The following is a 16,685-nucleotide window of genomic DNA, read 5'->3' on the forward strand; positions in this document are numbered from 1 at the left end:
CAATCAGCCATCCTCCAGATGCAGCAGCAACGCGATCGCCAGACATAATCCGGCAAGGGTAGGGGCCCATGCAGCCAGTATCGGCGGGAGCGCTCCCGACTTGCCGAACTGCTCTGCCACCTTTGATACGGTGAAAAGCAGAAAACCGGCCGCAACGCCAGACCCGATCATTTTAGCAACACCACCATGGCGGGACGGGCGCATGGAAAACCCGGCTGCAACCAGCGCCATGGTGCCAGCCAGGATGGGCAAAGCGAGAAGGGACTGAAAGTGCAGCCTGTGCCGGATGGACGAAAATCCCGAGCGTTCCAGCAGGGAGATGAAACTGGGCAACGCCCAGACAGACAGCGTGTCGGGGGAGGCAAAGCTTTCCTCCACGCGGTCCACAGTCAGGTCGGTTGGCAGCAGCATGTGCCCTACGGGGGACTGAACTTCATCCGGGCGGACGGTGAATGCGCCGTCCAGTGCCCACGCCCCTTTGGCCAGGTAGCCGCTGGGGGCGTCGATTCGCGATATCAGCGTATCCTGCTGGCTCAGGCGCAGGACCGTCACGCCCTGGATCTGCAGCACCCCGTCCTTGAGCTGCACGCCCTGCGCGTGCAGGATGGCAATGCCGTGGGCGTCGTTTTGCGTGTCGGACTGGCGCAGCCATAACGAACCGCTGGAAAAGTTCAGCGGCCCGCCCCCCGTGCGCAGGTATTGCTGATCGAGCTGCTCCGCCTGACGGTACATCATCGATGACAGCGGTGACACCAGCATGGTGCCGATCGCGCCCGTAATAAACGCACAGATCACCGGGGCAGTCAGGAATTGCCAGGCGGATACACCCGACGCCCTGGCAACGATCAGTTCCGACGAGCGCGTCAGACGCCAGAAGCAGACAATACCCCCCAGCAGAATGGCGAAGGGCAGGATCTCCATGGAAAAATAGGGAATATGCAGGGCCGCGATTTTTGTCACCACATTGGTGGAGACATCAGGCTTTGTCGCAACCCGGCGCAGCAGGTCGATAAAATCGAACAGGCAGACAATACCAGTCAGCGAGGCAAGCATCGACAATACCGACAGCACGAACTGGCGGGCAATATAACGGGAGAGGGTAACGGCCAGAATCATGCGCCAGACCCCTTCCTCATACTTGTCGTGGCCTTGCCCTGGCCGCCAGAATCTCGGGCACGAACAGAACGGCCGAGCAGACAAGCCCGGGCAGCAGGGCGAGCACAGGTATCAGGGGAATAAGGGCAATATTACGGCCAGCCAGGTTTTGCAGCAGCAGGCTGACCGCAAGCAGCGCCACCACGGAAAGAACGGCCGCCAGCGGGCGCTTGATGTTGCCATGGCGCGAAAAAGCGCCACGCAGCACGGCGAACAGTCCTACCATGGCAAAGGAAAAACACGTCAGCGGTGATGTCAGGCGCCGCCATCCTTCAACCTTTACCTTGCCGATGTCCTTGGCCGCCATGTCCTTGGGGTTGGGGTAGAGCAGTTCGCCAAGCGACATTTCGCCCACATCGCGCGAACCGTTTTGCGCCTGCCGGGAGGATGTCAGGTCTATGGTGTCCTGCTTGAAGGCAAGAACATTCAGCCGCCCGGTCTTGCGGTCCATGCTCTGGCGCGTGCCGTCATAGAGAATGACCCTGGGTGCGTCGTTCACGATCACGATCGTGCCGTGGTTGGCCAGAATTGTGGCCCGGTTGTCGGGTTGGCGGTCATCTTCCACCATGATCCCCTGCAGCAGGCCATTCTGGGCCCGCGCGCGGATATACACGACCATGGTGTCCGAAACCTTGGTGAACACGCCCTCCTGCAACAGGAAAGCGGCCATCTTGTTCCGTATCTCGTATTCATACTGCTTGAAGGCATGGTACGAGACCGGGACAATCCACAAATTGAGAACAAAGGCCGCCACGGTGGCCAGCAGCGCGCAGGCAATCCCGGGACGGGCCAGTGTCATGGGGGAAAGCCCCACAGCCTGCATGACGGTCAGTTCACGGTCCCCCGCCAGCCGCTGGTAGACGAACAGGCTGACGACAAAAGTGGTAATGGGCAGGATAACCGCCACAAAAGAGGGAATGAGCAGGCTTGTCAGTTCCAGGAACACCCGGAACGACAGCCCACGGTCCACGACAAGGGAGACAAACCGCAGGGACTGCATCAGCCAGATCAGCGCCGCCAGCCCGCCCGTGGTGGCCAGCAGCGCGATCAGCAACTGGTGAAATATATAACGGTCCAGCGTGCGGACGCATCGTTTCAGCCAGGTCGTGGGCAAATGAACAGTCATATCGCTGTTATCTACCTTACACCTGCACGAAACAAGGGTCTCTCTTGCCGGGGGCGATCATCTGCCCGGAGTGCGGGCGGATGATCAGAAAAGAAGGATCACCCCGCATGACGCGGTATTGTCGCTCTGGGTGTTCGGGCCATGGGCCGCGGACGACGTGTTGGCGTATTCGCCCACCAGGTTCAGCCAGTCGGTCAGCTGGTAATAGGCCGCCCCGATAACGGACTGGTTGCGCCTGACCAGCATGGTACTGGCCTCGCCCGGGGCCTGGTAGAGATTGCTGACCCCGTAGCTGCCCACCAGCTTCAGGCGCTTGGTGGCATGGTAGGCGGCCTGGACGTAATACCCTTCGGACGCGCGCTTGCGGCCATTGGCGGCAACCCCGTCAAAGAACAGGGCCGTGGTGCCCAGCCCGCTGCCACGATAGTAGTAGGCAACGCCCTCGAACGGTCCGTAGGTCAGCTTTGCGCCGATATCGCCCGCTTCCACCATGGCTCCGCGGCGAACGGCGCTGCTGATTTCAGACCCCTGCAACGCCTGCTGGTGCTGGATCAGGAAGCTGGCCCAGATACGGGCCTGAAGCTTGCCCAGTGTCGCGTCATACGTGACCTTGCCCTGCACCATGGGGGAGGAATGCTGTGTGGATGTCGCGGAATAGTGGCTGACCACGCTGTTGGTCGCGTCGGCATAGTTGAACTCGTCCAGCGGCTGGAAAATGCCTACAGCCCCCTGAACCCCGGCGATTTTGGGCGAGGTATAGGAAATCTGGGGAATCCAGTCGGCATAGACATACCCTACGCCAATACGGCCGAGCGAGGTGTTGCCCGGTGCCGAGTTGCTGCCCGTGGCACCGACGCTGAGCAGTGTCGCGTCGTTCAGGATCGCGTCACCCCCGAAGAACGCCAGGTCGCGGCCGACCTTGAACGTGCCGATATCGGAGTTGCCGAACGTCACGTAAACCTGTCGGAAATCGATACCCGCCGTGCCAAGGCCCACGGGGCTGCCGCCGGTATTGGCGTTGAACGCACCGTTCTTGGCGTTGTTGATACCCGGATACATGCCCATGACGGCCGAAATATCCATGCCCTGCTGGCGGGTGGTCATCTTGAGAATGAAACCGGCTGGCAGAAGGCCGTTGCGCACGGCCGAGGAATCGAACCCGCTGGACCCGCTCGATACGCCACCCGCCACCGGCCTGCCGCCAGCGGGGCTGTTATAGGTGTAAAAGCCGTTGATAAAGCCCGAGAGGTTGATGTTGATCGGCCCGGCCTTGAAGGTGATGCCCTTGCCCGCAACGTATTTGTCCACACGCACGATATCGCTCGTGTTCAGCGCGGCCAGTGCGGCCTGCGCCTGCTGGGCGCTGACCTGCGCGCGGGATGCGGCATTTTCCGCCCGGTTGGTGGCATCGAACTCGGGGCTGCCCGGATCGAACGTAATGCCCGGCTCGTAACCGGTGCCTACGCCGTGCCCTGTGGTTGCACTGGCATACTGCCCGCCACGGGCGCCCGACGCGCCATGCGTCGGCCGGGCCGCATGGCGGGGGCTTGCGCTCTCGGCCGCCGGGGCGTGGTGCTGGTGCTTGGCCAGCAGGGTGGAGTATTCGTGGTCTGTCAGGCTGCCTTTGGCGCGCAGCACGTCCAGCAGGTCGCTGTAGTCGTCGGCCCGCGCGGCGGGGGAGGCCATCGGCAGTCCGCTTACGGATGCTGTAATGACGGTGGCAAGCAGCGCCGCTTTTTTCGATGCCATTGAATCCGATGCTCCCGACGGGTTGAAATTGCTCTTTGAAAGACAAGGTGTTGCGTCGTCAATGGACTGCTTTGACCGCCCCGATGCGCGCGGGCCCATGCATCCGTTAGTCATAACAAGACGTTATCTTGCGCCTGAGCGAAAATGCAGGGACGTGCGGGGCGTAAAACGCAGCCGCTGGAAAGAAGACGGTTCGAGCGCGGATTTGAAATAATATTTTAAATTCAAAGAATTATTATAGTATTTTTAATTCGTTACGCGGGATGGCGGTGGGCAGGTCAGCCTTGACGGGCGGTGCCCGACTGGTTTTTGCGCGAGCGCTATGCAACAGCTTGCGCGGCGGCGCGCTATGCCATACAGGCCCGTTGAAAAGACATATATCACAATATGTTTATTGTGATGTGGTAAAATCGACTTGCGAGAGCGACTCACGCGCTGTGTTTTCAGGTGGCGCGGCACTGGGTGACCGGAGTCACTGACTGGCACGGCGCACCATGTGCCAGCCCTGTGCTGAACAGCTGGGACGGGTCGCCCGTAACGATATGCCTGGCGTGGCATGGCAGTTGAAGGATGGGGTAGGCGGGTGGCAGGAAACGGAACGGAAGACCCGGGCAGCGCGGCCCCGTTACCCACACGCGTGGAGAATGGCCCGGCAGGCCGGCAGGCCCCCCAGGCCACGCCAGATGACCCCGCGCCGCCAGCCGCCGTTACGGTGCCGGATGCCGAACTGCCCCGTTACGCGGGGCGCCCTGTCCTGTTCCTGTTGCGCTACATGCGGCACCGCCTGCTGGGGCATGTCATGGTCTTTGGCGCGGTGTGCATGGCAATCGGCAGTATTGTCCTGTCGTCTTATGGTATCCGGCATCTTGTCGACCTGCTGACGGCGCGTTCACCGGCCATGCATGACACCGCGATATGGGAGGCCGTGGGCGGGCTGATCGGGCTGATAGCGCTCGACAACGTAAGCTGGCGGATCGCGGGCTGGTTCGCGGCCCGGACCTTTGTGGCGGTTACGGGCGATATCCGTCAGGATCTGTTCCGGTTCCTGACGGGGCATTCTCCTGCCTATTTTGCCGAACGCATGCCAACCTCGCTGGCAACCCGGATTGCCACGGCAGGCAGCGTCAGCTTCACCATGGAGAACATGCTCGCCTGGAACGTGCTGCCACCTGCGCTGAACGTGCTGTTTTCGGTCGGCCTCATGCTTTCTGTCAGCACGGTGATGGGCGGGGTGACGGTCGGTATCGCAGCCATATTGTGTTTCGTGCTGTTCCGCCTTGCCGTGCGTGGACGCCGCCTGCACGGACATTATGCCGCTGCCGCCGCCGGGCTGGAGGGTGAGACGCTGGATGTCATGGGCAATATCGGGCTCGTGCGGGCCTTTGGCATGCGCAACCGCGAACGTGCGCGCTTCAACGCCCTGACGCAGAAGGAAATGCAGGAGCGCCTGAAATCCCTGCGTTATATGGAAAAACTGCGGATGATCCACGCCGCCCTGACAGCGGTGATGACGGCGGGGCTGCTGATCTGGGCGGTTCTGCTCTGGCAATGGCAGCAGGCTACGGTGGGGCAGGTGGTCATGATCATCACGCTGGGGTTTGCGGTCCTGCATGGCACGCGTGACCTCGCCCTGTCCCTGGTGGAGACCATCCAGCATAACGCCCGCCTGTCGGAGGTCCTGTCGTCCCTGCTGGTGCCCTATGACATGCCCGATGCGGATAATGCCGTAACGCTCAGGGGGCCGGTGCTGGGTGACATCCGGTTTAACGATGTCAGCTTTTCCTACCCGGGCAGTGCCGCCGTGCTCTCGCATTTCGACCTGCATATCGCGGCGGGTACGCGTGTCGGGCTTGTCGGGCGTTCGGGGTCGGGCAAGAGCACGGTGCTGGCCCTGCTCCAGCGCATGCGCTTCGTGCAGTCCGGCAGCATCCTGCTTGACGGGCAGGATATCCGCGACCTGTCTGATGATGCGTTGCGCACCTGCCTGTCCGTCGTGCCGCAGGATGTCTCCCTGCTGCACCGCACCGTGATGGAAAACATCCGCTACGGCCGCCCCGAGGCCAGCGATGACGAGGTGCATGCCGCGGCAGCCGCCGCCGGGTGCAGCGCGTTTATCGAGGCCCTGTCCGAAGGGTTCGATACGCTGGTGGGCGACCGGGGCGTCAAGCTTTCTGGCGGGCAAAGGCAGCGTATCGCCATTGCCCGCGCCTTCCTGCGCAATGCGCCGGTCCTGATCCTGGATGAAGCGACAAGTGCGCTGGACACCGAGAGCGAGGAACACGTCCAGCGCGCACTGGACCGGCTTATGGTGGGCCGCACGGTCATTGCGGTGGCACACCGGCTTTCCACATTGCGGAATTTCGACAGGATCCTCGTCATGCAGGATGGCAGGATTGTAGAAGACGGTCCGCCGGCTCTTCTTGAGCGTCGCAACGGGCTTTACAGTCAATTTCTGAACAGACAGATGGCGCATACATAATGACATTCACCACGATTGCGGACATTCAGGAGCAGGCAAGGCCGGAAGGACGCGGTGCGTTGGCGGCCTATGCCTACCAGCAGATCAGGGACCATCTGATATACTGCCATTACCAGGGCGGAGAGAGGCTGGTATTGCGCCCCGTGGCCGCTACCCTGGGGCTGAGCCCGACCCCCGTGCGGGAAGCCCTGCTAAGGCTTGTGTCCGAACAGGCCCTGGAACTCGATGAGCGCAACACCGCCTGCGTGCCGCTGACCACGCGCGAGACGTTTCTTGAAATCCATGGTGTGCGCGGTGATCTTGAAGAGCGCGTCACGCGCGAACTCGTCACCCATATCACCCCCGAACAGGTCGAAATCCTGGCGGACAGGCACAAGGCGTTCATTGCGGCGTTCGATGCGGGCGACCCGCATGCGGCAGCCGTGGCGAATGTGGTTTTTCACAGCACGGCGGCCAGTTTTTCAAAACGTCCCCTGACCGTGGGGCTGATCCGTGGCTTATGGGTGCGTATGGGGCCCGTGTACGCGGCAACCAGCAGCCTGCCCACAGTCAGCCCGGCCGACCCCAACCACCCGCATCTCAAGATGCTCGAAGCATTCCTGAACCGGGATGAAGAGGCGGCAGTCGCGGCGCTCAGGCAGGATTTCGTGCAGGCGCGCGAATGGCTGGAACCTCTGCTCCGGCGCTGAACCGGAATGGGGTGTGCTCTGCCAGTCGGTGCTTTGTATGGGGGTACGGGATCAGCGACGGGGTGGAAAAGCAGGAGGGTTGCGCCACTTTTCCACCCCGTTTGTGTCTCGCCATTGCATGGCGTGGTCCGGTCGCGCTGTGTCCTGTGCGTAAGCGGGCCGGCCGGTCTGTCCACGTGCCGGAAGATGCTTATGCCGTGCACCGCATAAGGCGGACCGGCATGCCGGACGGGTGTTGCCGGGCCTTGGGTGCGCGGTGTCAGGCGTTGCGACGTGTCAGGCGTTGTTACCGGGTTTGGGTTTGCGATCCGTAAGGCCCGGCACTTCCACGTCGATTTCCAGCACCGAACATTGAGCGCCCCGGTCCATCTTGATCTGAACCTTGTCCTGATCGACCGACACATGGCGTTTGATCACTTCCATGATCTCGCGGTGCAGTTTGGCCAGCAGGTCGTCCTGCCCTTCGCCGCCCATGCGTTCATGGGCAAGCAGGATCTGTAGCCGGTCACGCGCCACTGGGGCGGTGGAGCGTTTTTTAAGGAAGCTGGCAAGAAAGCTCATGCAACTCTCCGTTTGAACAGCCAGTCGAGCAGGCCTTTGCGTTCGACGGGAACAGTCACTTTCACGTCCTCGCCCATCAGGCGGCGCGCGGCTTCGGCATAGGCGCGTGCGGCCGCGCTTTCGGGCTCCGCAATGGTGACGGGCGCCCCCAGGTTGGACGCCTTGAGCACGTCCTGGCTCTCGGGCACGATCCCCAGCAGCGGGATGGAAAGAATTTCCAGCACGTCGTCGGTGGCCAGCATGTCGCCCCGGGCGGCGCGCTGCGGGTCGTAACGGGTGAGCAGGAGGAACTTCTCCATTTTCTCACCTTTTTTGGCTTTTTCGGTGGTGCTGTCGAGCATGCCGATAATGCGGTCGCTGTCGCGCACGGACGATACTTCGGGGTTGGTGACGATCACCGCCATGTCGGCATGGTGCATGGCCATCTGCGCACCGCGTTCGATACCGGCGGGGCTGTCACAGATCACCCAGTCGAACTTGGTGCTGAGTTCGGCTATGACCTTGGCGACACCTTCGGCCGTCAGCGCATCCTTGTCGCGGGTCTGGGACGCCGGCAGGAGAGAGAGGTTCTCGATCCGCTTGTCCTTGATCAGGGCCTGCGCCAGGTTCGCATCGCCCTGGATGACGTTGATCAGGTCGAACACCACGCGGCGCTCAGCACCCATGATCAGGTCGAGATTACGAAGCCCTACGTCAAAATCCACCAGAACCACGCTCTGGCCCGCTTTGGCCAGAGCGGCTCCCAGGGCTGCGGTGGTCGTGGTCTTGCCGACGCCCCCTTTACCTGACGTGACGACCAGAACCTTTGCCATCAGTCTTCCTTTTCTTTTTGTCTGAGCCTGTAATGTCTTGGCCGATTACAGTATCCGGCGTGATCACGACATTACGCGCTGTACTGCAAAATGTAACTTCGAATCTTCGGCCTGTCCGTATGTTTTCGTGGTCCGCCAGATTTTATGGCAGGGTTTTGAAAACAAGCGTCTCGCCCGACAGAAAAACCTGGGCGGGTTTTTCGGCGCAGGCGGGGTCCATTTCCTCGGCCGTGGCGTAAAATCCGTCAATGGCGACCAGTTCGGCCGCCAGTTTCTGGGTATAGATCCGTGCGTGGGCATGCCCGCCAATGCCCGCGATGACCCGGCCCCGCAACGCGCCATAGATATGCACGGACCCGCCGGCCGAAACCTCGGCCCCCGATCCGACAGACCCCATGATCACGACATCGCCTTCCGGCCAGACGATATGCTGGCCCGACCGCACGCTTTCTTCCACGACCAGGGATCTGGGCACGGGTTGCTGCGGGGTATCGGGCGAGGCCGGAGCGGGTTCGGCGGCGGGGCTGGGCGTGCGTCCGCTGACCGGGCTTTCGGGCCAGTCCCAGTCGGCGACAGCGGGCCAGTTGCGGTCGCCGCCTTCAAGGCCCAGCACGCGTATGCCGCGTTCTTTCAGCGCGGGCATGAGGCCGGACAGGTCGGGTGTGGTGGCCTGCATCAGGGTCATGTCGATAATGACCGGCTTGCCCGCGAAAAAACCGATCGAGCGCGCAATCTGCTGGTCCAGCGCTGCCAGCCAGTCGGCCAGTGGCGCTTCTGGCGTGAGTGTCAGTGCAAGAAAGGAGCGACCCGACATGCGGATACGCGGAAGAGGGGAGGGTGTGGCGGACACGGAACGCTCGCTCTGCAATCAACGGACGGCACATTGGGCGACAAAGGGTGCGCCGCTGCGCGTATGGTCCTGTGTCTGTTACGCATCGGATGGATGAAGGCAAGGGTTTTTAGGGGTTGGGATCGCTCCATTTCGGGTTTTCCCTCTGGCGTGGCCTCCTTCATTGTCATACATGAAGCCTATGCGTACCCTACTTCATTTTCCGCTTTCTCCGGCCAGCCGCACCGTGCGCCTCGTTCTGGGAGAAAAACGCCTTCCTTTCGAGGCGATTATCGAACGCCCATGGGAGCGGCGGCCCGAACTGCTGTCCCTTAACCCGGCGGGGGATGTTCCCGTACTGGTGGAAGACAACGGGCTGATCGTGCCCTCCGCGCATGTCATCTGCGAATATCTGGAAGAAGCGTATTCCGACACGCCGCTTTTGGGCCGCACACTGGCCGAGCGGGTGGAGGTGCGCCGCGTGGCCGAATGGTTCGACACCCTGTTCGCCCGCGAGGTGTCCGGCCGCTTTATCGATGAACGCGCGCTCAAGCGCCTGAGCGGGCGCGGCAACCCTGACGGCGGCGCCCTGCGCGAAGCCTATGCCGCCATGCGCCCGCTCATGAAATACGCCAACGACCTGGCGGAAAACCGGAACTGGCTGGGTGGGGGGTTTCTGTCTCTGGCCGATTTCACGGCGGCGGCGCATCTGTCCTGCCTCGATTTCATTGGCGATATCGACTGGGCCAAGGTTCCGGCCCTGCGGGACTGGTACGCGCGCATGAAATCGCGGCCCAGTTTCCGCCCGCTTCTGGCCGATCGCGTCTCGGGCATTACCCCGCCCGATTTCTACACGAACCTGGATTTCTGAACCGTTGAACACGCAAGCGGGGCGGGCCACGCCAGATGTCATCGTCGTGGGGGGTGGCGCCGCCGGACTTATGGCGGCGCTGACCGCCGGGGCGCGGGGGCAGTCGGTTCTGGTGCTGGAACACGGGCCGGAAGTCGGGCGCAAGATCCTGATTTCGGGCGGCGGTCGCTGCAATTTTACCAATACGGACATGCGGGCGGAGTGCTTTTATTCCGCCAACCGCCATTTCGTGAAATCGGCGCTCAGCCGCTACCGGCCCGAACATTTCGTGCAGATGATGGCGCGCCACCGGATTGCCTGGCACGAAAAAAAGCTGGGCCAGCTTTTCTGCGATCATTCCGCCCGCGATATCGTCAGCATGTTGCTGGCCGAATGCCGTGCGGTCGGGGTGCGGATCGTGACGGATGTGCGCGTGAGTGCTGTCACCCGTTCGGATATGTTTCATCTCCAGACCTCGGCGGGGGCGTTTGCGGCCCGCGCCCTTGTGCTGGCAACGGGCGGGCTGTCCATCCCCAAGCTGGGGGCAACGGGGTTCAGTTACGACGTGGCGCGGCAGTTCGGCCTGCCGGTCATTCCGCCCGAACCGGCCCTTGTGCCGCTGGCTTTCGGCCGGGAGGAGGAGGCCTGGGTGAAAACCCTCGCGGGCCTTGCCGTGCCGGCGCGGGTGTCGTGCGGCAAGGTGGCGTTCGATGAAAGCGTGCTGTTTACCCACCGGGGGCTTTCAGGCCCCGCCCTGTTGCAGATTTCCACATGCTGGCGGCAGGGGCAGCCGGTCATGCTGGACCTTCTGCCCGGTCAGGATCTGGCGGCAAACCTGCTGCGCCTGAAAAAAGAGGGGTCCAAGGCGCGTGGGGCGGGTGCCCTTGCGCGCTGGCTGCCGCAGCGGCTGGCCCACAGTCTGGCGGAACGGCACGCGCCGGAACGGGTGTTGGCCGAATGGGCGGATCGCGATATTCGTGCCCTGGCCGGGCAGGTTCACCATATGGCGCTGCACCCTACCGGCACCGAAGGGTTCGCCAAGGCCGAAGTCACGCGGGGCGGGGTGGATACCCGCGCCCTGTCGTCGCGCACCATGGAAGCGCGTGACGTGCCGGGCCTGTATGTGGTGGGTGAGGCCGCCGATGTAACGGGCTGGCTGGGCGGCTATAATTTCCACTGGGCCTGGGCAAGCGGTTTCGCTGCGGGCGAGAGCATTGGTGCTGCTGTATAAGAGCGTTTTTCGTAGCCCGGACTGGCTCGGCTTTTTGGTCTGAACAGGCGCGCGCGTTACCCCATGCCGTGCATGGGGGCGGGCAGCATTTGTGTCAGGCCCAGGTGTTTTGAGCCTGCCGCAAGGCGGGTTGGCAGGGAAACGCCCCGGCCGCGGCAAGGCCGCAGCGGGGTGATATCCCTCTGGCTGTTCGTGTCGCTGCGTGGTGTCAGGGCTGTGCGTTTTCGCCGTCCGCCGCCAGTTCCAGGGCACGGGCATATACCGTGCGTTTGGGCAGGCCTATGGCGGCTGCGGCAAGGGCTGCTGCATCCTTGACCGAATGCGTACGCAGCAGGCTGCGCAGGGTCGTATCCAGATCGTCCGCCGCGCTGTCATCCTGCGGGGCGGGGCCCAGCAGCAGCGTGATTTCGCCGCGTGGCGGACTTTCGGCATAGAGCGCCGCCAGTTCGCCCGCCGTGCCCCGGCGCACCTCCTCGAAACGCTTGGTCAGTTCGCGGGCCACTACAGCGGGGCGGTCGGTGCCGAATATGGTGGCCATGTCCGCCAGTGTTTCGGCCAGGCGGTGCGGGGCTTCATGCCAGATCAGGGTCGCGTTCAGCCCCGCGCGCTCGGCGGCATGCAACTGCGCGAAAGCCTCCTTGCGGGCGGCGGAGCGCGGGGGAGGAAAGCCCACGAACAGATAGGGGTGGGGTGGCAGGCCTGACAGGACAAGGGCGCACAGCGCGGCATTGGGGCCGGGTACGACCGTTATGGGCAGGTCGGCGTCAATGGCGGCGCGCACCAGCCGGAACCCGGGGTCCGACATCAGGGGCATGCCCGCATCCGACACAAGAGCAATACGGGCCCCGGCTTTCAGGCGTTCTATCAGGGCGGGCACGCGCTGGCGTTCGTTGTGTTCGTGCAGGGCTTCGGTCCGCACGGAAATGCCGCGATCGCTCAGCAGGCGGGCGGTGGTGCGGGTATCCTCGCACAGCACAAGGTCGGCCTGGGCCAGCGCAAGTGCGCCACGCGGGCTGAAGTCCCCCAGATTGCCAATAGGTGTGGCCACCAGCGTCAGCCCGGGGGAAGAAGGCACATGACTCCGGCTCTCTCCTTCGCTATTGAGGGGAGCGGTCTGGTCATGCTGCGCATCAGGCCGAGTGCTGCTAGAGGACGATCTGGATGATGACGCGTGCATACTCGCTCCTGTCAGGGCTTTTCCCCCAAGCTCTGGCGGTAAACGCCACACCGCGCAAGCCCGGGGTGCGGGAGGCAGCGTCATGCGGCGCAGTCGGACGGGGCAAATCGGCCGTTCGGGGGCGTTCGCCGGCAACCGCGGGTGCTGCAAAAATCGCAAGTCTTGGCGTGGCCGGGGTTCTGCTTGCCGCCTGCGCCCAGCAATCCGTAACACCGGAGGCTCCGGGCAATATCGCGCTCCCGGCCACGGCGGCAGCGGCCAGCCACAGGGTTGGGGTATTGCTGCCGATGAGCGGCCCCAACGCGGCCCTCGGGCGTGAATTGCTGGCAGGCGCGCAACTGGCCCTGGCCGGAGATACGGCCATACAGATCGATCTGCGCGATACGGCCAGTGCCGGCGGCGCGGGTGCCGCCGCATCAGCCGCCGTGCAGGCGGGCGATGGCGTGCTGCTTGGGCCGCTGACCAGTGGCGACACGGCTCTGGCCGCCCCGGCAGGGACAGGGGCCGGTGTGCCCATCCTGGCGTTTACCAGTGACGTGGCGCAGGCCCGGCCGGGCGTGTGGGTCATGGGGATCACGCCAGAGGATCAGGTCCAACGGCTTGTGGAGCAGGCCCGCCGTGACGGGCGGCAGCATTTTGCGGCCCTGCTGCCCAACACCCCGCTGGGCCGGGCCCTGGGTAACGGCTTGCAGGCCGCCTGCCGCGACCAGGGGCTGGCTGAACCCGCGGTGGTTTACCATGCCGGCACACCGGCCAGCATAGCCGACGCCATGCGCCAGCTTTCCGCCTATGATGCGCGTCTGGCCGCCGCCCGGCAGGCCGTGCAGGCTGCGCCAGCCCCGGTCGCCCCCGCCATGCCGCTGGCCGGCAGCGCATCCCGTGCCGGGACCCTGCCGCCCGATCTTGCCGCCGCCCTGAATGCTAACGCCCCTCAGCCGGGTCAGGTCCCCGCACCTCCTGCGGATACGAACGTGACGCTGGGCAACCCGCCGTTTGACGCGCTGCTGCTGGGCGATACGGGCCTGTCCCTCAAGACCGTGATAGCGGAACTGAAGTCGGCGCAGGTCAGCCTGCCTGCGGTACGGATCATGGGGCCGGGGCTGTGGTCCGCCTTCGCGACCAAGCTGGGTTCCATCCGTGGGGCGTGGTATGCGGCACCCGACCCGGCGTGGCGCCAGGGGTTTGTGGCGCGCTTTACGGCGCAGCACCAGCATGCGCCACGCCCGCTGGCCGACCTGTCGTTTGATGCGGCAAGCGCCGTGCGTGCGGCAGCCCAGGGGAGTTCAGGCGTTTTCGCGCGCGATGTCCTGACCCGGGCCAATGGCTTTCCCGGGGTCGATGGCACCTTTACCCTCCTGCCTGACGGGCGTGTCCGCCGGGCGCTGGGCGTGTTCGAGGTTCTGGGCAACGGTGCGGAAGCACGCATGCTCAGCATGCCCCCGGCTTCGGGCAGTTCGACCTGAACGCCTGAGGCCGGGCGCGCTGCACGCCGTCAGCCGCGTTTTTCAGCCATGACACCCAGCGTATGGGCGACGCGTTCTATCACGTCGTCCCAGCGGCGGGGGGTTGTCTGGCGGATGATATGCAGGGTCGGATACCACGGTGTGTCCGCCCGCCCCTGAAGCCAGCGCCAGCAGTTGTCGTAGCGGTCCATCATCAGCACGGGTTTGCCCAGCCCCCCGGCCAGATGCACGACGGATGTATCCACACTGACCACGACATCGAGCGACATGATCAGTGCTGCGGTATCGTCCATGGTGCGGAGTTCATCTGTGGGATCATACAGGATCATGTCTTCCGGCGGGTCCATCATCTGCCGGGCGTAGTCCCCTTTCTGCAGGCTGATGAGATTGATGCCCGCGACATGGCTGAGTGGCGCGAGTTCACGCAGGTTCAGCGAGCGCCTGCGGTCCACCACGTTGGGGGCGACCATGGTGGGGCGTGGATCGCCACCCCAGACAAGTCCCACATTCAGCCGCCCGTTTTGGGGCAGGAAATGAGCCAGTTCCCGAACTTTCACGCTGTCGGCCCGCAGGTAGGGCGGTCTGCTGCCCCAGGCGTCAGACGTTGCGGCAAAAACGCGCGGCAGGCTTATGAAGGGGCAGTGCCAGTCATAATCGGGGGCATGGCCGCCAACCTGCACGGTATGGACACCCACAACACGCCGGCACAGATCGGCCAGGGACTGGGGCACCCATAAATGCGTAATCGCGCCCCGGTCGGATAGCGGTTTGATGTATCGCAGGTACATGAGCGTATCGCCCAGCCCTTCCTCCTGCGTAATCAGTATGCGCCGCCCCCGGATATCCGTGTCGGGCCCGAGCGTGGGCATGAGCCGTGCCAGTGGCAGGGTGGTGTGGCCGGGCAGGTTGAAGCGCCATTCATGTTCCTGCCAGCCATGGGTGTACAGCCCGGCCTTGAGCAGCGCCACGGAATGGTTCAGCCGGATCTGGGCGTCTTCGGGGCGCAGGGCGATGGCGCGGCGAAAATGTTCGAGCGCGTCTTCCAGCCGGCCCATTCCGGTCAGGATCGTGCCCATGTTGGACAGAGTGCCGGCGTGGCGCGGATGTTCGCGGCTTGTGTCGTGCAACTGGGTCAGGGCGTCATCCATGTTGCCGCGTTCGGTCAGCGCCATGGCCAGCAGGTTGCGGGCCAGCGCGCCGTTCGGGCGCAGAGCGACGGCTTTGCCCAGTGTTTCGACCGCCTCGTCCAGCAGGCCCTGCTGAACCAGCAGGCTGCCCAGCACCTCATGCAGCCGGGCGTCGTGCGGGGTCAGTTCCAGGGCCGCGCGGCAGGTGGCGGCAGCGTCTGCCCTGCGGTCAAGGGCGGCCATGACATCGCTCAGGTCCTGCGTGGGGTGCAGGCTGGTGGGGTTGCGGCCCGCCACGTCGCACAGGATGATCGCTGCCTGACTGTGCAGGCCCGTACCCGCCAGGCAGAAGGCGTAAAGGATTTTTGCCTGTATGTCAGGCCCGTCGGCATAAGGGGCCAGAACGGGCATAACCCGCGCAAAATGACCCGACCTGATTTCCGCCAGGGCGCGTTGAAGGGTCACAAGGTCTGGGGCGGGTGGGGGCAAGGACACTACGGCTCTCATGGCTGGATCACATGCTGTTCAGGATAGGCGGCAACACGACCCTATGCCATAGAGATTAAGAAAAACCCGGCAATGTCCTGGGGACACGCCGGGTTCATGCATGCGGGAAAAAACCACCGGGCCTGGTGGGCCACTGCCGGTGCCAGCTATGCGGCCTTCATTGCGGCGGTCAGGGATTCCAGCACTTCCGTCGGTTCTTTTTTCTCCAGCACCGCGACTTCCGCCACGAAGCGTTCCTGAGCGGCTTCGAACAGCTTGCGTTCGCTGAAGCTGCCGTCAAGGCTGTCGACATTGCGGCGCAGGTCGCGCAGAACTTCGGCGATCTGCACCAGGTCCCCGGAATTGATTTTTTCCTGGTAGGCCACGGCGCGGCGTGCCCACATGCCCTTGCTGACATGCGGCTTGCCTTTGATGATGGCCATGGCCTTGTCCACGATCTCGCGCGAGACGATCTTGCGCAACCCGGCCTTGCGGGCCTTGTTGAGGGGAATGCGCAGGGTCATCTGGTTGCCGGGGAACGAAATCTGGATGACCTCCAGCTTGGTCCCCGCGATTTCATCGATCCCGATCCGGTCCACACGGCCGACCCCGTGCGCCGCATACACGATGGCGTCCCCTTCCTGGAAAGGGTCTTCATCCTTGACCTTGGTTTTTGCCTGGGCTGCAGTGGCGGCGGCAGCAGTACGTGCCATGGCGTCGGTTACGCCACCTTTGGGAGGTGTTCTGAACGTGTTCATGGAGTAATCCATACCATAAAACCGGCGGTTTGTCTTGGGGTCGTTTACAGGGGGTGGGGGGGGGCGGGGGCCCGGGGGGGGCCCCCCCCCCCCCGCGGGGGGGGCGGACCCGGTCGCGGCCGAAGGGGGGGGGGGGGGGGTGGGTCGCGGGGGGGTTGGGGAGCGAGATAGTAGAGCCCCCCCCGGTGGGGCG

Annotated in this window: 14 protein-coding genes; 5 read left to right on the top strand and 9 right to left on the bottom strand. The window is 63.8% G+C overall.

What is annotated here, in order from left to right; genetic code table 11:
* Window positions 1-3: 3 nt before the first annotated feature.
* The 3 genes from lptG to ABF990_RS00220 form a co-directional block, all read right to left on the bottom strand.
* Window positions 4-1,116 (bottom strand): LPS export ABC transporter permease LptG, encoded by a 1,113-nt coding sequence (gene lptG / locus ABF990_RS00210; RefSeq protein WP_415490940.1) that lies wholly within the window; start codon window positions 1,114-1,116, stop codon window positions 4-6.
* Window positions 1,117-1,132: 16 nt separating this feature from the next.
* Window positions 1,133-2,281 (bottom strand): LPS export ABC transporter permease LptF, encoded by a 1,149-nt coding sequence (lptF, locus tag ABF990_RS00215; protein WP_415490941.1) that lies wholly within the window; start codon window positions 2,279-2,281, stop codon window positions 1,133-1,135.
* Window positions 2,282-2,365: 84 nt separating this feature from the next.
* The gene (locus ABF990_RS00220; protein ID WP_415490942.1) at window positions 2,366-4,030 is read right to left on the bottom strand and encodes a porin; all 1,665 of its coding nucleotides are present in this window, start codon (window positions 4,028-4,030) and stop codon (window positions 2,366-2,368) included.
* A gap of 712 nt (window positions 4,031-4,742) precedes the next feature.
* On the opposite strand from ABF990_RS00220, the gene ABF990_RS00225 reads away from it, so the two are divergent.
* Together ABF990_RS00225 and ABF990_RS00230 are read left to right on the top strand one after the other, a co-directional pair.
* Window positions 4,743-6,509 (top strand): ABC transporter ATP-binding protein, encoded by a 1,767-nt coding sequence (locus tag ABF990_RS00225; protein WP_415500110.1) that lies wholly within the window; start codon window positions 4,743-4,745, stop codon window positions 6,507-6,509.
* On the top strand, window positions 6,509-7,198 hold the full coding sequence (locus ABF990_RS00230) for a GntR family transcriptional regulator (RefSeq protein WP_415490943.1): 690 nt from the start codon (window positions 6,509-6,511) through the stop codon (window positions 7,196-7,198). The genes ABF990_RS00225 and ABF990_RS00230 overlap by 1 nt, the downstream gene beginning before the upstream one ends.
* Window positions 7,199-7,474: 276 nt before the next feature.
* Here the strand turns inward: ABF990_RS00230 and minE are convergent, their stop codons facing one another.
* The 3 genes from minE to minC form a co-directional block, all read right to left on the bottom strand.
* Entirely contained in the window at window positions 7,475-7,759 is a 285-nt protein-coding gene (gene minE, locus ABF990_RS00235) for a cell division topological specificity factor MinE (protein WP_415490944.1), read from the bottom strand.
* Window positions 7,756-8,571 (bottom strand): septum site-determining protein MinD, encoded by an 816-nt coding sequence (gene minD, locus ABF990_RS00240; protein ID WP_415490945.1) that lies wholly within the window; start codon window positions 8,569-8,571, stop codon window positions 7,756-7,758. The genes minE and minD overlap by 4 nt, the downstream gene beginning before the upstream one ends.
* 142 nt (window positions 8,572-8,713) lie before the next feature.
* Entirely contained in the window at window positions 8,714-9,421 is a 708-nt protein-coding gene (gene minC, locus ABF990_RS00245) for a septum site-determining protein MinC (protein WP_415500106.1), read from the bottom strand.
* A 181-nt stretch (window positions 9,422-9,602) separates the two neighbouring features.
* Here minC and ABF990_RS00250 point away from each other — a divergent pair, with 181 nt between their 5' ends.
* Entirely contained in the window at window positions 9,603-10,271 is a 669-nt protein-coding gene (locus ABF990_RS00250) for a glutathione S-transferase family protein (RefSeq protein WP_415490947.1), read from the top strand.
* 4 nt (window positions 10,272-10,275) lie between these two features.
* Window positions 10,276-11,481 carry an NAD(P)/FAD-dependent oxidoreductase gene (locus tag ABF990_RS00255; protein ID WP_415500107.1) on the top strand — a complete coding sequence of 402 codons (1,206 nt, stop codon included), beginning with the start codon at window positions 10,276-10,278 and terminating at the stop codon, window positions 11,479-11,481.
* Between the two features lie 208 nt (window positions 11,482-11,689).
* Here ABF990_RS00255 and rsmI read toward each other — a convergent pair whose 3' ends face one another.
* Window positions 11,690-12,658, bottom strand: coding sequence for a 16S rRNA (cytidine(1402)-2'-O)-methyltransferase (gene rsmI / locus ABF990_RS00260; RefSeq protein WP_415490949.1), 969 nt, complete (start codon window positions 12,656-12,658; stop codon window positions 11,690-11,692).
* Between rsmI and ABF990_RS00265 the strand changes: the two genes are divergently transcribed.
* Window positions 12,646-14,121, top strand: coding sequence for a penicillin-binding protein activator (locus tag ABF990_RS00265; RefSeq protein WP_415500111.1), 1,476 nt, complete (start codon window positions 12,646-12,648; stop codon window positions 14,119-14,121). The genes rsmI and ABF990_RS00265 overlap by 13 nt on opposite strands.
* 29 nt (window positions 14,122-14,150) lie before the next feature.
* On the opposite strand, the gene ABF990_RS00270 is transcribed toward ABF990_RS00265, so the two are convergent.
* Together ABF990_RS00270 and ABF990_RS00275 are read right to left on the bottom strand one after the other, a co-directional pair.
* Window positions 14,151-15,755: a tetratricopeptide repeat protein gene (locus ABF990_RS00270; protein WP_415500108.1), complete on the bottom strand. Its 1,605-nt coding sequence runs from the start codon at window positions 15,753-15,755 to the stop codon at window positions 14,151-14,153.
* Between the two features lie 146 nt (window positions 15,756-15,901).
* A complete protein-coding gene (locus tag ABF990_RS00275) occupies window positions 15,902-16,492 on the bottom strand; it encodes a CarD family transcriptional regulator (RefSeq protein ID WP_207844661.1) in 591 nt (196 codons plus the stop codon).
* Window positions 16,493-16,685: the final 193 nt, after the last annotated feature.

The organism is Acetobacter sp. (assembly GCF_047723915.1).
Taxonomy (GTDB): Bacteria; Pseudomonadota; Alphaproteobacteria; order Acetobacterales; family Acetobacteraceae; genus Acetobacter.

What these genes read in the sequence shown, in the direction of transcription:
- lptG (WP_415490940.1), bottom strand. Translation starts at nt 1,116, where the DNA reads ATGATTCTGGCCGTTACCCTCTCCCGTTATATTGCCCGCCAGTTCGTG.
- lptF (WP_415490941.1), bottom strand. Translation starts at nt 2,281, where the DNA reads ATGACTGTTCATTTGCCCACGACCTGGCTGAAACGATGCGTCCGCACG.
- ABF990_RS00220 (WP_415490942.1), bottom strand. Translation starts at nt 4,030, where the DNA reads ATGGCATCGAAAAAAGCGGCGCTGCTTGCCACCGTCATTACAGCATCC.
- ABF990_RS00230 (WP_415490943.1), top strand. Translation starts at nt 6,509, where the DNA reads ATGACATTCACCACGATTGCGGACATTCAGGAGCAGGCAAGGCCGGAA.
- minE (WP_415490944.1), bottom strand. Translation starts at nt 7,759, where the DNA reads ATGAGCTTTCTTGCCAGCTTCCTTAAAAAACGCTCCACCGCCCCAGTG.
- minD (WP_415490945.1), bottom strand. Translation starts at nt 8,571, where the DNA reads ATGGCAAAGGTTCTGGTCGTCACGTCAGGTAAAGGGGGCGTCGGCAAG.
- ABF990_RS00250 (WP_415490947.1), top strand. Translation starts at nt 9,603, where the DNA reads ATGCGTACCCTACTTCATTTTCCGCTTTCTCCGGCCAGCCGCACCGTG.
- ABF990_RS00265 (WP_415500111.1), top strand. Translation starts at nt 12,646, where the DNA reads ATGACGCGTGCATACTCGCTCCTGTCAGGGCTTTTCCCCCAAGCTCTG.
- rsmI (WP_415490949.1), bottom strand. Translation starts at nt 12,658, where the DNA reads ATGCACGCGTCATCATCCAGATCGTCCTCTAGCAGCACTCGGCCTGAT.
- ABF990_RS00270 (WP_415500108.1), bottom strand. Translation starts at nt 15,755, where the DNA reads ATGAGAGCCGTAGTGTCCTTGCCCCCACCCGCCCCAGACCTTGTGACC.
- ABF990_RS00275 (WP_207844661.1), bottom strand. Translation starts at nt 16,492, where the DNA reads ATGAACACGTTCAGAACACCTCCCAAAGGTGGCGTAACCGACGCCATG.